The sequence below is a fragment of the Moritella sp. 24 genome, assembly GCF_018219155.1.
Classification (GTDB): Bacteria; Pseudomonadota; Gammaproteobacteria; order Enterobacterales; family Moritellaceae; genus Moritella.
Genome location: NZ_CP056123.1, coordinates 4,083,346 through 4,099,017, shown reverse-complemented (window position 1 = coordinate 4,099,017; position 15,672 = coordinate 4,083,346). Strand labels below are relative to the sequence as shown.

The window sequence follows — 15,672 nt, the reverse complement described above, 5'->3', positions numbered from 1 at the left end:
TCAATATTCATTATTGTTATTTACTTTAGATCTAATTTTTAGGTACTGAATTAACTAATTGAGGAATTAACCTTTGAGCTTAATATCTATGCCTTTTGTGGGCACTGGCTTTGATACGGGATTACATATTGTTGCTGCTGTTGTGCTTATTGCGACGGTGGCTGCTGCAGGGATTGGCTTTTGGAAATTCCATGAGGTGCCTATTCATCAGGCTCACAAAAATGGTCATCAACAATTAACGTTGATTACTACTTTAACGTGGGTCGGGTTTATTTGGCATTGGGTGTGGGTATTAGCCGTGATTGTTGCGTTTGTCGATGCCGAACAAGCGATTGCTAAAGTGCGTGATATTTGGAAATCAGAGGAGAATAAATAATGTTAGAGGGTTTAGCTGTCTGGGCATTTCTTATCTATTTACTGCGTTTAATTGGTATGCCGTGGAATAAATATTCGAAGGGTTTTGCGTATATTGGCGGGTCTGCGTGGTTGCTATTTGTATGGGTGGGTTTAATTACGTATACGCCAATGGATTTATCTGGTGGTTCATTAGTGCAATCTCCGCATATTCAATTACGTCCTGGATCAACACAGGTGACGGGTAATATTAAAGCTATCCATGTCAAACCTAATCAGAAGGTAATAAAAGGTCAGCTTATTTATGAACTTGAAGATCAGGTTTATCAAATAGCATTAAATAAGTCTGCAGCACAGGTAAAAAGTGCTGAAGTTGCATTAGCATCGTCATTAGATGATGTGCGTATCAATGAATCTAAATACGCTATCGCAAATAAAGACATTACAATTAACTTTGATCAGCAAGCCGAAATTGAAGCAGATCTTACTTGGAAAAAAACGACGTTACAACGCTATATTGACCAGAATAAAGTGGCAGAATTTACTATCACAGAGAGCAAGTTAGATGAGCAGAAAACAGCTGTACAAGTGGCTGATGCAAAATTAACAGTACTGCAATCACAAGCTGAAAAATTAATGTTAAATGCACAGCAGGCACAGCTTAATACGATCAAAGCAGGGCATGCGGTAAATAGCCGTAAAGCTGATTTAGCAAATCAAACTGAAGTCTATGCACAAGCGCAGTGGAACTTAGATAATACCCGTGTTTATGCGCCAACGGATGGTTACTTAACTAACTTTATTGTTCGTGAAGGTCAGTACATAGGAACGATGCCGCGTATTCAAATGTATACTAATGAGAAATACGTATTAATGCGTGTTAATCATCAAGCAATTCGTAACATTGAAGTGGGTCAATCTGCTGAATTTGCGTCTGCAGTTTATCCGGGCCATATTTTCTCTGCTGAAGTAGAGGGCATCGTTGAAGCGACGGGTGAAGCGCAGGGGTCATTACTTGCAAAAGAAACGTCGGTGAGAGCAACTACCGGTCAAAATGTTCAGAATAAGCATCACTTTGTTCGTTTAAAGTTAATCGAAACGGAAGACTATGATATTCCAGTGGGCTCTGTCGGTCTGGCTTGGGTAAGTGGGGCTAAACCGATTGCGTTCCTTGGTTTTCTTGATGTTATACGCGGTATAATTATCCGTATGAAATCGCAAATATACTATTTTTATACCATGTAATTGATTTTCGGTGACATGTATTTAACCGTGTGCCTTTGGTACGCGGTTTCGTTTAATACGATTACAGGAAAAATTACGAGTCGTTATAGCAAGCATAGCATTAGATAATTACCTCATCATTACTATTGAGGTTATTTAGATGAACATGATTATTAAATCTGTTGGGCTATGTTGTGCTTTCCTTCCTTTATCTGGCATTGCCGCTGATTCCGATATAGAGACAATAAGTACACAGTCATCGTGGGATTTTAGTGTCGAGGTTTATGGTCAACTCACTAATATTGACGGTTCAACTCAAGTGGGTTCTGGCCGAGTTGATGCGTTAACGACAGATCTTAATTTAAGCAGTAATGACATTTTTTCTAAATTGAAAATGGCTGGGATGGTTCACACTGAGGGTCTTCATCGTAGTGGTTTTGGTTATTCGTTTGATTATGCCTTTATGAATTTAGATTCTTCGCCTGTTAATGCCTTACTCCATCAGGGCGTACTCGAAGCCAAAGGTTTTAAGCGTTATGAGTACGACTTTGGTACGCTTGATTATATGGCGGGAATTCGCTGGTGGGACATAACCCTTGATGCAGGGAATGTTGAACCTGGTGTTGATTGGATTGATTATGTTGTGGGTGTTCGTTATCGCAAGCAACTCGCAACAGATTGGACATTTGAAACCTTGGTTGATGTTGGCGCGGGCAGTGATACTCAATTTACTGGGCAGATCAATTCCGGTGTACGCTACGCAATGACGGATTGGTCAGAACTGCACGTTGCCTATAAAGCGGTGTGGGTTGATTATGATAATGGTAATAATGACATACTTAATGATGGCATTGCTTATCGCTACGACACTGTGACTCATGGTTTGATTGTTGGTTGGAATATTAAGTTTTAACCTGTCGTTTTAACCGCGAGTTTAAGATTAAGCCAGTATCTGTAAATATAATCTTTAGACCGAAATTTTCTAATACGCTATAAATACATAAAAAAATTGAATATAAATATGAGATTTGCGATCTTGGTTAAATTCTTGAGTGGGCTGTGTGTTTCTCGTTATCCTATACTCAATTAGTGGGGTCATAGGAGATGGGTTTAGCTATGTATAAAGATGTTATCAAGTTTTGGTTTGAAGATATTAATCCAACCAAGTGGTGGATTAAAGATGAAGTATTTGATCAGACAATTATTACCCGTTTTAGTGAATTACATAAGCGTGCAACGGCGGGGGAATTATTTCATTGGCGTCGTAGTGCTGAAGGGCGATTAGCTGAAATTATCATTTTGGATCAATTTTCTCGTAATATGTACCGAGATTCTGCACGTGCGTTTTCTTATGATGGTATGGCATTGGCGCTCGCGCAAGAAGCGATAGCATGTGGTGCAGATAGAGAATTAACACAATTGCAGTGTAGCTTTCTGTATTTACCTTTTATGCACAGTGAATCACCAGTGATACACCAACAAGCTGTCTATTTATATCAAGGTAATGATATTCGTACTAATCTTGAATTTGAGTTACAACACCAAGCTATTATAGAACAGTTCGGGCGCTACCCTCATCGTAATGATATTTTAGGACGAGAGTCGACAGCAGAAGAGTTGGCTTTTCTTGATACACCGGGTTCCAGTTTTTAATCACTAGGCAAAGATACTTAATATCTGTTCAACTTGTGTCGATACTTGTTGTTGAGCTGATAGGGTTTTACGGCGTGTATCTTCGCTGTGATTTTGCAGTGCTGTCATTTGTGTATTGACGGCGCTAATATGACTGACTTGTTGGCGGGTATTTTGACTACTATTCGCTGCATTTTGTTGTGATTGCTCCGATTGTTGAATCACACTGTTTATCTCTTTATGCATTTCTTTCGCATTGGCTAACTGTTGCTGGCAACGTTCAGCAATATGATCGATCTCTTTTTCTAATGACTGACTTGAATGATTTAATTGGCCTAAGAAATTACTGATTTGTTCTAGCGCTTGCTGCGTTTTTTTCGATAAGTTACGTACTTCATCAGCAACAACCGCAAAACCTCGTCCTTTTTCACCCGCTCGTGCAGCTTCAATGGCCGCATTAAGTGCCAATAAATTCGTTTGATCAGCAATATGATGAATAGACGTTACGATCGTTTCAACATTCTCCATATTAGTATTTAATGTTTTGATTGCTTTTAAGCTTGCAGTACCTGCTTGTCTCGTTTGTTCTGTTGCAGCACTAAAGTCAGTGATTTGATTCGCTGCTTTATACATCTGCTGGTTTGTTTGTTGTGTCAAACTATGAACGGACTGTGTATCGGTATCGACTTTTTGAGCGAGTGAATTAATCTCGGATACACCGCTAGATATGTCACTAATCGCAGAGCTGCTTGCTTGAGAATACTGGCTAATAGATTGGAAGTCTTCTTGCAGTAAATTTAATGCGTGCGTGACTTGTTCTATTTGATTGTGTTTAGTGACTTGCTCTTGTTTTACATTATCGAGTAATTGATTAAAGTGCAGTGCGATTAAACCTATCTCACTTTTATGATCTGCAAAGGTAAGGCGTTCGCGTGTATTAGTCTCAACTAAAGAGGCCAGTGCTTTGTCTAATTTGATTAACGGTTTTACCACCCAGTATTTTTCAGCATAAAATAAAGCGATACCAAATAAGATCAAGCTGAGTGCTATCAAAGCAAGGTATAAGTAAGAATCTTGTCTTTGTGTATTTGCGTAATCATTCACGGGCTTTTCAAGGTCTAAGATTGCTGCTTGGATATTGTTAATTGCGGTTAATACTAACTGCTGGTTATCGCTTTGCTCAGATAGTACTATTTTGGTGTTCAATAACTCTTTTGGATAACGACTAATAAGGCTGCTTAACTCATCGGTTATATCAACAATCAAAATTGTTTCTTCACCTTCTTCGTCATTTAAAAAGTTGTCGTCTTCAATGGTCATTTCATTCGCTGTGTCATAACGGGTGAATTGTGTGAGTTCGTTGATAAGCTGCGACGTTTCTTTTACTACCAGTAATAGTTCTTGCCATTGCGATGATTGGAATTGATTAAAGTAGCGTTGTCGCTGATTGGTTAAATGTGCCAGGCTGGCTTGTATATCGCTGATCAGGATTAAATCTTGCTGACGTATCGGTTGGTCATTCTGTAATAGCTGGCGTTTAAGCAGTGATAAATTATCGGCCAGTTCTTTTTCGTTATAATTAAGTAGTTGGAAATTGTCAGAAGCAAACTTACCTGATGAACGTAACGGTCCTTCTATTAATATTGCAAATTGATTGAGCTCGTTAGTGAGGGTCGTCGTATCAATGGCACGGGCCAATTGGTCGAGTGAGTTAATCAGTTGCGCGATGACCTGCTCTGCTTGTTGTAAATCAGCTGCGTTACCTTGCTGTAAATAATCTGAAATAGAATGATTTAATTTAATGGTGACTTGTTCTTTCATCTGCGCAAACATCGAACTTTGTATATCAAGCCGATTAAGCTGCTGGTGGCTCGCGTAGAGGGTATAGGTCATTAAGAGTGAAAGGCAGATCAGAGTAAGAGAACTGATTCGAGAAAAGGTTGTGATACGCAAGGTCATCATCCTGATTAGCATCTATGAATGTGAGCAGTGTAAAAGTGAAAGATGACAATTATATGAATATGTCTTTATTTATAGAAATTTGAAGTAATAGGGAAGTGTTAATTACTATTTGTAGTGTTTTAGTGCATTTAGACTAAGCTAAATCAGAGGGTGTTCTCTATATCGATACTTTAAATACCATATTTGACTGCTGAAAAGTTCGAAAACACCGTGTTTTGATTGTTTTTTAGTCGAATTGAATAAAACTGTCATAAATTTTAGTAAAACACTTGCCAATAAAGCGCTGTTCTCTATAATTGCTCCCACTGACACGGCAACAGTCGTTCAGTATGTTCTTTAACAATTTATTCAAGCAATCTGTGTGAGTACTTACAGAGATATAATGACCAAAAATTATATCAATGTAATTATGAACATTAAATTAAATCGAAAGATTTGGTTTTATAAACAACAAGCTTCGGTTTGTTGTTGAAGTACAGAATTCATTGAGCCGACTTGATACTTATTATCAGTAATGATTTTAGGCATCAGTCAAAAAACTTTTAATTGAAGAGTTTGATCATGGCTCAGATTGAACGCTGGCGGTAGGCTTAACACATGCAAGTCGAGCGGAAACGAAGAATAGCTTGCTATTCTGGCGTCGAGCGGCGGACGGGTGAGTAATGCTTGGGAATCTGCCTAGTCGAGGGGGACAACAGTTGGAAACGACTGCTAATACCGCATACGACCTACGGGTGAAAGGGGGCCTCTTCTTGAAAGCTCTCGCGACTAGATGAGCCCAAGTGGGATTAGCTTGTTGGTGAGGTAAGAGCTCACCAAGGCGACGATCCCTAGCTGGTCTGAGAGGATGATCAGCCACACTGGAACTGAGACACGGTCCAGACTCCTACGGGAGGCAGCAGTGGGGAATATTGCACAATGGAGGAAACTCTGATGCAGCCATACCGCGTGTATGAAGAAGGCCTTCGGGTTGTAAAGTACTTTCAGCGAGGAGGAAAGGTAAGTAGTTAATAACTGCTTACTGTGACGTTACTCGCAGAAGAAGCACCGGCTAACTCCGTGCCAGCAGCCGCGGTAATACGGAGGGTGCAAGCGTTAATCGGAATTACTGGGCGTAAAGCGCATGCAGGCGGTTTGTTAAGCGAGATGTGAAAGCCCCGGGCTCAACCTGGGAACTGCATTTCGAACTGGCAAACTAGAGTTCTTGAGAGGGTGGTAGAATTTCAGGTGTAGCGGTGAAATGCGTAGAGATCTGAAGGAATACCAGTGGCGAAGGCGGCCACCTGGCAAGTAACTGACGCTCAGATGCGAAAGCGTGGGTAGCAAACGGGATTAGATACCCCGGTAGTCCACGCCGTAAACGATGTCTACTCGGAGTTTGGTTCCTTGAGAACTGGGCTCTTAAGCTAACGCATTAAGTAGACCGCCTGGGGAGTACGGCCGCAAGGTTAAAACTCAAATGAATTGACGGGGGCCCGCACAAGCGGTGGAGCATGTGGTTTAATTCGATGCAACGCGAAGAACCTTACCTACTCTTGACATCCATAGAACTTTTCAGAGATGAATTGGTGCCTTCGGGAACTATGAGACAGGTGCTGCATGGCTGTCGTCAGCTCGTGTTGTGAAATGTTGGGTTAAGTCCCGCAACGAGCGCAACCCTTATCCTTATTTGCCAGCACGTAATGGTGGGAACTCTAAGGAGACTGCCGGTGATAAACCGGAGGAAGGTGGGGACGACGTCAAGTCATCATGGCCCTTACGAGTAGGGCTACACACGTGCTACAATGGCGCATACAAAGGGCTGCAAACCAGCGATGGTAAGCGAATCCCATAAAGTGCGTCGTAGTCCGGATTGGGGTCTGCAACTCGACCCCATGAAGTCGGAATCGCTAGTAATCGTGAATCAGAATGTCACGGTGAATACGTTCCCGGGCCTTGTACACACCGCCCGTCACACCATGGGAGTGGGCTGCACCAGAAGTCATTAGCTTAACCTTCGGGAGGGCGATGACCACGGTGTGGTTCATGACTGGGGTGAAGTCGTAACAAGGTAGCCCTAGGGGAACCTGGGGCTGGATCACCTCCTTACGTAAAGTTGTTAATTTTTGTAAGTGCCCACACAAATTGCTTGAATAGAAACGTTAAAGACAATCTTATGAAAATAAGATAACGACTGAGTTGAAGTCCAGTCGTAGAAAGTAAATTGTGTCCCGTTCGTCTAGAGGCCTAGGACACCGCCCTTTCACGGCGGTAACACGAGTTCAAATCTCGTACGGGATACCACTTTTCTTTCTGATTAAAAATCAAAGCTAAGCAACAATGTTTATCTTTGCTTTTTAGCAAATTGCTCTTTAAAAATTTGGAAAGCTGAATAAATAAAGAAGTTCTTAAAACACGTTACGATTAAGTTCGTAACAATATAGTGTTCTTGAGTATTCTTGAGGCGAAAAAAACTAGATAATACCTAGTTATTTCAATTGTACGGTCGACTTTAGATTGTATGGTTAAGTGACTAAGCGTATACGGTGGATGCCTAGGCAGTCAGAGGCGATGAAGGACGTGTTAATCTGCGTTAAGCTGTGGGGAGTTGATAAAAAGCGTTAATCCACAGATTTCCGAATGGGGGAACCCACTCTACTTTGTAGAGTATCGTAACGTGAATACATAGCGTTGCGAAGCGAACCGGGAGAACTGAAACATCTAAGTACCCCGAGGAAAAGAAATCAATAGAGATACCCTTAGTAGCGGCGAGCGAACGGGGTCTAGCCCTTAAGCAGTTTGGAAGTTAGTGGAAGATTCTGGAAAGTTTCACGATACAGGGTGATAGTCCCGTACATGAAAACGACCTTACTGTGAAATCGAGTAGGACGGCACACGTGATATGCTGTTTGAATATGGGAGGACCATCTTCCAAGGCTAAATACTACTGACTGACCGATAGTGAACCAGTACCGTGAGGGAAAGGCGAAAAGAACCCCTGTGAGGGGAGTGAAATAGAACCTGAAACCGTATACGTACAAGCAGTGGGAGCAGACTTGTTCTGTGACTGCGTACCTTTTGTATAATGGGTCAACGACTTAATTTCAGTAGCAAGGTTAAGCGAATAGCGGAGCCGTAGGGAAACCGAGTGTTAACTGCGCGAATAGTTGCTGGGATTAGACCCGAAACCCGGTGATCTAGCCATGGGCAGGTTGAAGGTTGAGTAACATCAACTGGAGGACCGAACCGACTAATGTTGAAAAATTAGCGGATGACTTGTGGCTGGGGGTGAAAGGCCAATCAAACCGGGAGATAGCTGGTTCTCCTCGAAAGCTATTTAGGTAGCGCCTCGCGTCTAACTATTGGGGGTAGAGCACTGTTAAGGCTAGGGGGTCATCCCGACTTACCAACCCTTTGCAAACTCCGAATACCAATAAGTTCAATCGCGGGAGACACACGGCGGGTGCTAACGTCCGTCGTGGAAAGGGAAACAACCCAGACCGTCAGCTAAGGTCCCAAAGTGTATGTTAAGTGGGAAACGATGTGGAAAGGCTCAGACAGCCAGGAAGTTGGCTTAGAAGCAGCCATCTTTTAAAGAAAGCGTAATAGCTCACTGGTCGAGTCGGTCTGCGCGGAAGATTTAACGGGGCTAAACATACCACCGAAGCTACGGATGCAAGACTTGTTCTTGCATGGTAGAGGAGCGTTCTGTAAGCCGTTGAAGGTGAGTTGAGAAGCTTGCTGGAGGTATCAGAAGTGCGAATGTTGACATGAGTAACGATAATGGGGGTGAAAAACCTCCACGCCGAAAGACCAAGGGTTCCTGTCCAACGTTAATCGGGGCAGGGTGAGTCGACCCCTAAGGCGAGGCCGAAAGGCGTAGTCGATGGGAAACTGGTTAATATTCCAGTACTCACTTATATTGCGATGGGGTGACGGAGAAGGTTAGGCTAGCATGGCGATGGTTGTCCATGTTTAAGGTTGTAGGCTGTATTCTTAGGCAAATCCGGGAATACATTAAGGCTGAGAACTGATGACGAGTCTCTACGGAGATGAAGTAGTTGATACCCGGCTTCCAGGAAAAACCTCTAAGCTTCAGATATAAGAGAATCGTACCCCAAACCGACACAGGTGGTTAGGTAGAGAATACTAAGGCGCTTGAGAGAACTCGGGTGAAGGAACTAGGCAAAATGGTACCGTAACTTCGGGAGAAGGTACGCCAATGATGGTGAAGGACTTGCTCCGTAAGCTATTGTTGGTCGCAGAGAAATGGTGGCTGCAACTGTTTATTAAAAACACAGCACTGTGCAAAATCGAAAGATGACGTATACGGTGTGACGCCTGCCCGGTGCCGGAAGGTTAATTGATTGGGTTAGACTTAGGTCGAAGCTCATGATCGAAGCCCCGGTAAACGGCGGCCGTAACTATAACGGTCCTAAGGTAGCGAAATTCCTTGTCGGGTAAGTTCCGACCTGCACGAATGGCGTAATGATGGCCACGCTGTCTCCACCCGAGACTCAGTGAAATTGAAATCGCTGTTAAGATGCAGTGTACCCGCGGCTAGACGGAAAGACCCCGTGAACCTTTACTATAGCTTGGCACTGAACATTGAACCTACATGTGTAGGATAGGTGGGAGACTATGAAACATTGTCGCTAGATGATGTGGAGTCTATCTTGAAATACCACCCTTGTACGTTTGATGTTCTAACGTAGGCCCCTTATCGGGGTTGCGGACAGTGTCTGGTGGGTAGTTTGACTGGGGCGGTCTCCTCCCAAAGAGTAACGGAGGAGCACGAAGGTTGGCTAAACATGGTTGGACATCATGTGGTTAGTGCAAAGGCATAAGCCAGCTTAACTGCGAGACAGACACGTCGAGCAGGTACGAAAGTAGGTCTTAGTGATCCGGTGGTTCTGAATGGAAGGGCCATCGCTCAACGGATAAAAGGTACTCCGGGGATAACAGGCTGATACCGCCCAAGAGTTCATATCGACGGCGGTGTTTGGCACCTCGATGTCGGCTCATCACATCCTGGGGCTGAAGTTGGTCCCAAGGGTATGGCTGTTCGCCATTTAAAGTGGTACGCGAGCTGGGTTTAGAACGTCGTGAGACAGTTCGGTCCCTATCTGCCGTGGGCGTTTGAGAATTGAGAGGAGCTGCTCCTAGTACGAGAGGACCGGAGTGGACGAACCACTGGTGTTCGGGTTGTTATGCCAATAGCATTGCCCGGTAGCTAAGTTCGGAACTGATAACCGCTGAAAGCATCTAAGCGGGAAGCAGGCCTCGAGATGAGTTCTCACTGGGACTTTAAGTCCCCTGAAGGGCCGTTGGAGACTACAACGTTGATAGGCAAGGTGTGTAAGTGCTGTGAGGCATTGAGCTAACTTGTACTAATTACCCGTGAGGCTTAACCATACAAATTAAAGTATGATTAATTGAAATATCGACTTAAGAATTGATTGAACACTACTATTTATCGAAAGATAGGTTTTAAAGACTTCTTTATTTATAGCTTTTCAGATTTTAGAGATACAACTTGAAAGCAAACTAGATTTGCTTGGTGACCATAGTGTTACGGTACCACCTGATCCCATTCCGAACTCAGTAGTGAAACGTAATAACGCCGATGGTAGTGTGGGGCTTCCCCATGTGAGAGTAGGGCATCGCCAAGCGCCAAACAATGTCGAAAGACTATAATTTAGACTGATAATATCAGCACAGATTGTGCGGAGCGGTAGTTCAGTTGGTTAGAATACCGGCCTGTCACGCCGGGGGTCGCGGGTTCGAGTCCCGTCCGCTCCGCCAACAAATAAAAAAAGCCTGAATCTTACGATTCAGGCTTTTTTTATGCCTGAAATTTGAGTTGAAAGAAATACAGATTGTGCGAATGCCACCCTCATCTCAACCTCTTTATCATCCCCATGATAGAATTAGCTATGGCTAATTACAGCCCACTTAATTTATTCATAACGCAATTAAAAGGACACGGATTGGAATGATAAATAATGAGTTAATCGATCAGTTAGCTACACTGGCTGTGATGCCTGTTATCCAAATTGAAAATGCCGATGATGCGGTAAACCTAGTTGAAGTATTGTCTGAGAATGGCTTACCAGCGGTTGAAATTACTTTCCGTAGTGCAGCAGCTGCGGAGTCTATTCGCCGTATTCGTAATGCGTTCCCTGATGTGATCTTGTGTGCTGGTACAGTACTCACCATAACGCAAGTTGATGAGGCGATTGCAGCAGGTGCCGATTTTATTATTAGTCCTGGTTTTAACCCAACGACAGTGAACTACTGTATTGAGCATGGAATTAAAATTATTCCTGGTGTTAATAACCCAAGCCAAATCGAACAAGCACTAGAGTTGGGCATTCATCTCGTCAAATTTTTTCCAGCTGAAGCGTCTGGTGGCGTAAATATGGTGAAAGCACTTGTTGGACCTTATAGCCAAATTAAACTGATGCCAACAGGTGGGATTAAGCCAAGTAATGTATTGGATTACCTTGCGATACCACAGGTCGTTGCTTGTGGTGGCAGCTGGATTGCGACACCGTCTGCGATCACTGAACATGATTGGGATGGCATCGCTAAAAATGTGCGTGATACTTGTCAGCTAGTCCAAGTTTAATAACGCATAAAAAAGCCCAAGTATTTTTAATATACTTGGGCTTTAAATTTTTAACGTAAATAATGTAGCTTTGTTAAATCATTATCTTACGTGTTGATTTGTTCTTTTTTCGTGACCGATTGTTGACGTTGGTCCATGCCCCGGGAAGAACACAGTCTCTTCTGGTAACGTCCATAACTGGCCTTTGATTGCTGTCATTAAAGTATTAAAGCAACCTTGTGGGAAATCAGTACGACCAATAGAACCACTGAATAACACATCACCAACAATAACTTGTTTAGTATTTGAGTGATTGAATACAACATGACCCGGCGTATGACCTGGTGTATGTAGAACGGTTAACTCTTGATGACCAAATGAAACTGTATCACCGTGTTCTAACCAGCGTTGTGGTTCGAATGGTGGTACTTGTGGAAAGCCAAACATTTGTCCTTGCATCGGTAGTTTATCTAACCAAAACTTATCAGCAATATGTGGACCTTCAATTGATACGTTTAATGCTGCTGCTAATGCTTCAGTGCCGCCAACGTGATCAATATGTGCATGGGTTAATAAGATCTTTTCTACTTCAACGCCTTGCTGATTGATTTGGTTAATAATTTTTTCAACATCGCCACCAGGATCAACAATTGCTGCCTTCTTGGTTTCAGGGCAGATTAATAGACTGCAATTTTGTTCAAAAGGCGTAACTGGAATGACTTTAACTTGCATTGCTCATCTCTCTTGGCTAGATAGTCGTGTTTGTTTAGCTATATATAATATAGTTGCGGTAGTTTACCTATTTGTAAGACAAGAGTACATGCTTTGCAGAACAAGAGTATATAGTCTAAATTGTTGCGCAATTGTTACGTCTTGATCTGTATCAAAACAGTGATTTAATTGGCCGTTATGATAACAGTCCTTACTTCTCTTATTTCACGGAATTGTTATGTATCCACTGCTATTGAAAGCGCACTTAGCTTTATTGTTAATTAGTTTACTCAGTTTTGCATTACGTACGTTTTGGGCAATTAAAGGCTCTGAATTGATTAATAACTATATACTTTTTAAGATCCACAAGGTGCTTAACCTAGTATTAATCCTCTCGGGTTTTGCGTTATGTGCGACGATTAATCAATATCCGTTTGTTGATGCTTGGGTAACTGAAAAACTTGTGCTGCTATTTGCTTATGTTGGTTTTGCAATGCTTGCGTTTAAACCTAAGATGAATTTAAAAGTGCGCCAAGCCTGTATCGCAGTGACGATGGTGTTTTTTGTTACTATCTTCTATATAGCGAAAACAAAAGTCGCATTATTTATGTAAATATAAATCAGATTGTTTGAAATGATAAAAATGGCACTTTAAAAGTGCCATTTTTATTGCTCTGTTGTGCTTAGCTGTATTTATAACGAATGACTAACCAGACGTTTAGCCTGATATTTTTTCGTAATGAGAGCATGAACGAATACTGCACCGAATAATAAGAAAGACAATATTAATAAAGGCGTATTACCGTAACGATTAAACGGTGTTGTACCCTGATAAGGCGTTACTTCCGCACGTAATACCGCTTTTTCAAATTGAGCAATACGACCAACCTCTTGACCTTGAGCATCGTAAATCGCAGTAATACCAGTATTAGTGCTACGAATGACAGGACGTTGAAATTCGAATGCCCGCATTCTCGCTATTTCTAAATGTTGGTCGGGACCAATAGAAGTACCAAACCATGCATCGTTACTTACTGTTAAAATAAACCCTGTATCAGGTGTTACCGTTTTTACTAAGGTTTGGTTAAAGGCAATTTCATAACAAATAGCTGTGGCAATATGCACATTACTTGCGGCTAGATTTAATTGTTCTTCACCACCACGTTGAAATGACGACATGGGTAAATTGAAGAGTGGTGCAATTGGTCTGAGTAAGTCTTCGAAAGGCACGAACTCACCAATTGGTAATAGTTTGTTTTTGTAATAACGATCATTAATTGGTGAATGATTTTTATGCTCTTGAGGCTGACCCAGTACGATCACTGCATTGTAATATTCATCAATGTTATCAACACGCTGGTAATTAATAATGCCAGTGATGAGTGTCGTATTACTCTCACGCATCAGTTCTGATACATAGTCTAAGTAACTTTTAACTTGAAACTCTAAAGCTGGAATTGCCGATTCTGGCCAAATAATAATATCAGCATCGGTATGATCTAAACTTAACTTTAGGTATTCATTAAGAATGTCTGTTCGTTTTTCAGGTAACCATTTTTCATCTTGTTCTGTATTACCCTGTACTAATGCAATTGATTTTGATGCCTGTGGCGTTGTCCACTGTTGGCCTTGTAACGCCATCGCTGAAAATACGATAACCGAAATAACTGCTGCGGAGATGATAAATTTACGTTCGCGATAAGCATAGTATAAGCTTGCCGTGATTAAACAAACTGCAACGGTGATCCCCTCTACGCCAAGCAGCGGTGCGTAGTTAACGAGTGGGGTATCCATTTGGCTATAACCAAATTGCAGCCAAGGAAAACCGGTCATAACCCAACCACGTAACCAATCGGTAATTAACCAAATAGCAGGAAAAGCGATAAAGTAGCGTAGCAAGCTGGAGTGTGACGTAAATCGGTTAAGTAGATAAGCACAAAGTGCAGGGTAAATAGCAAGATAAGCACAGAGTAATACAACAAGTAGCCCTGCGACAGGCACGGGTAAACCACCGAAGTCTAAGATGCTTACTGCAACCCAGTGGATGCCTGCTATGAAGAAACCGAGTCCCCAAAGAAAACCGTATCCGGCTGCGTGTTTTGCTGATTTATTATCAAGAATAAAGAGTAGGGCAAAGAGTGAAACGTATAAGCTAATGGTGTAGTCAAATGGAGCAAAAGCAAAAACGCTAAGCGCGCCAGCAAGTGACGCGCCTATTTTATGAATCAGTGGTTTGATAGGTTATTCCTTTGTTGCAATATTCAGCGACAAGCGGAGTAACCTGTCACTGAGACGGTTAAGCAGATTCAGCTAAGCGATCAAGTTGTGCTTCTGGCACCTTCACTTGCAGTTGAATAATACGACGGCGATCTGCTGAAATGACTTTAAATTGATAGCCTTCAACAGTGATTATCTCACCCTGCTCTGGTAAATGGCCAAATGCATGGGCAATCATACCGCCAATTGTGTCGACCTCATCATCTTTAAACATAGATGAAAAGTAGTCATTAAAATCATCAACAGGTGTTAATGCCTGCACTGAAAACACGCTTTTATTAATACGACGAATATCTTCTTGTGCCGATTCATCTTCATCGAATTCGTCTTCAATTTCGCCAACGATTTCTTCAAGAATATCCTCAATGGTAACAAGACCTGATACACCACCAAATTCATCAACCACAACGGCCATATGATAGCGTTCAGAACGAAACTCTTTAAGGAGTTTATCAACACGTTTACTTTCTGGTACAACAACTGCTGGGCGTAAAATAGAAGACAGCTCAAAGCTATCTGGTGTGCCAGCAAACACAAATTTAAGTAGATCTTTAGCTAACAAGATCCCCTCGATATGATCTTTATCTTCATTGACGACTGGAAAGCGCGAGTGCGCAGAGTCAATCATGATAGGTAAAAACTCTTCTACCTTTTGGCTTTTATCGATCGTAATGATTTGTGAGCGTGGAATCATAATGTCCCTTACTTTCAGTCCAGAGACTTCGAGTACACCTTCAATCATATCTTTTGTGTCTTGATCTATCAGTTCGCGGTTTTCTGCATCCTGGATCACTTCTACAAGCTCTTCTCTGTTTTTCGGCTCACCTTGGAATAATTGAGAAAATTTTTCAAAAAAACCTTTTTTTGATGAACCGTTTGTCGAGTGAGGTTTGTCGTCGTTCATAGTTTGTTGTACCTAAGTT

The 15,672-nt window shown here is 42.1% G+C and carries 10 protein-coding genes, 2 tRNA genes and 3 rRNA genes; 11 read left to right on the top strand and 4 right to left on the bottom strand.

Translation table 11 applies throughout. The features are described from left to right. Positions 1-88: 88 nt before the first annotated feature. From HWV00_RS18280 to HWV00_RS18265, 4 genes are all read left to right on the top strand, one after another. Positions 89-376: an MFS transporter gene (locus HWV00_RS18280; protein WP_211686692.1), complete on the top strand. Its 288-nt coding sequence runs from the start codon at positions 89-91 to the stop codon at positions 374-376. Then, complete coding sequence (locus HWV00_RS18275; protein WP_211683658.1) at positions 376-1,599, top strand: HlyD family secretion protein; 1,224 nt, start codon at positions 376-378, stop codon at positions 1,597-1,599. The genes HWV00_RS18280 and HWV00_RS18275 overlap by 1 nt, the downstream gene beginning before the upstream one ends. 139 nt (positions 1,600-1,738) lie before the next feature. Next, on the top strand, positions 1,739-2,491 hold the full coding sequence (locus HWV00_RS18270) for a hypothetical protein (RefSeq protein WP_211683657.1): 753 nt from the start codon (positions 1,739-1,741) through the stop codon (positions 2,489-2,491). 203 nt (positions 2,492-2,694) lie between these two features. Continuing rightward, positions 2,695-3,231, top strand: coding sequence for a DUF924 family protein (locus HWV00_RS18265; RefSeq protein ID WP_211683656.1), 537 nt, complete (start codon positions 2,695-2,697; stop codon positions 3,229-3,231). Between the two features lie 3 nt (positions 3,232-3,234). Here the strand turns inward: HWV00_RS18265 and HWV00_RS18260 are convergent, their stop codons facing one another. Continuing rightward, positions 3,235-5,031 carry a methyl-accepting chemotaxis protein gene (locus HWV00_RS18260; protein WP_255554798.1) on the bottom strand — a complete coding sequence of 599 codons (1,797 nt, stop codon included), beginning with the start codon at positions 5,029-5,031 and terminating at the stop codon, positions 3,235-3,237. Positions 5,032-5,715: 684 nt separating this feature from the next. Between HWV00_RS18260 and HWV00_RS18255 the strand changes: the two genes are divergently transcribed. From HWV00_RS18255 to HWV00_RS18230, 6 genes are all read left to right on the top strand, one after another. Beyond that, a 16S ribosomal RNA gene (locus tag HWV00_RS18255) occupies positions 5,716-7,260 on the top strand. A gap of 119 nt (positions 7,261-7,379) precedes the next feature. Continuing rightward, positions 7,380-7,455, top strand: a tRNA-Glu gene (locus tag HWV00_RS18250). A gap of 219 nt (positions 7,456-7,674) precedes the next feature. Next, positions 7,675-10,566: ribosomal RNA gene (locus HWV00_RS18245) — 23S ribosomal RNA — on the top strand. A 141-nt stretch (positions 10,567-10,707) separates the two neighbouring features. Next, positions 10,708-10,823, top strand: a 5S ribosomal RNA gene (gene rrf, locus HWV00_RS18240). The 16S, 23S and 5S rRNA genes sit together here with 2 tRNA genes alongside, the layout of an rRNA operon. A 56-nt stretch (positions 10,824-10,879) precedes the next feature. After that, a tRNA-Asp gene (locus HWV00_RS18235) sits at positions 10,880-10,956 on the top strand. A gap of 190 nt (positions 10,957-11,146) precedes the next feature. Further along, positions 11,147-11,782, top strand: coding sequence for a bifunctional 4-hydroxy-2-oxoglutarate aldolase/2-dehydro-3-deoxy-phosphogluconate aldolase (locus HWV00_RS18230; RefSeq protein ID WP_211683654.1), 636 nt, complete (start codon positions 11,147-11,149; stop codon positions 11,780-11,782). An 81-nt stretch (positions 11,783-11,863) separates the two neighbouring features. On the opposite strand, the gene HWV00_RS18225 is transcribed toward HWV00_RS18230, so the two are convergent. Further along, on the bottom strand, positions 11,864-12,493 hold the full coding sequence (locus HWV00_RS18225) for an MBL fold metallo-hydrolase (RefSeq protein WP_211683653.1): 630 nt from the start codon (positions 12,491-12,493) through the stop codon (positions 11,864-11,866). 217 nt (positions 12,494-12,710) lie between these two features. Between HWV00_RS18225 and HWV00_RS18220 the strand changes: the two genes are divergently transcribed. Beyond that, positions 12,711-13,085, top strand: coding sequence for a SirB2 family protein (locus HWV00_RS18220; RefSeq protein ID WP_211683652.1), 375 nt, complete (start codon positions 12,711-12,713; stop codon positions 13,083-13,085). A gap of 80 nt (positions 13,086-13,165) precedes the next feature. Here the strand turns inward: HWV00_RS18220 and lnt are convergent, their stop codons facing one another. Continuing rightward, positions 13,166-14,629: an apolipoprotein N-acyltransferase gene (gene lnt, locus HWV00_RS18215; RefSeq protein WP_255555038.1), complete on the bottom strand. Its 1,464-nt coding sequence runs from the start codon at positions 14,627-14,629 to the stop codon at positions 13,166-13,168. A gap of 139 nt (positions 14,630-14,768) precedes the next feature. After that, positions 14,769-15,653, bottom strand: a complete 885-nt coding sequence (gene corC / locus HWV00_RS18210; protein WP_211683651.1) for a CNNM family magnesium/cobalt transport protein CorC — start codon at positions 15,651-15,653, stop codon at positions 14,769-14,771. Positions 15,654-15,672: the final 19 nt, after the last annotated feature.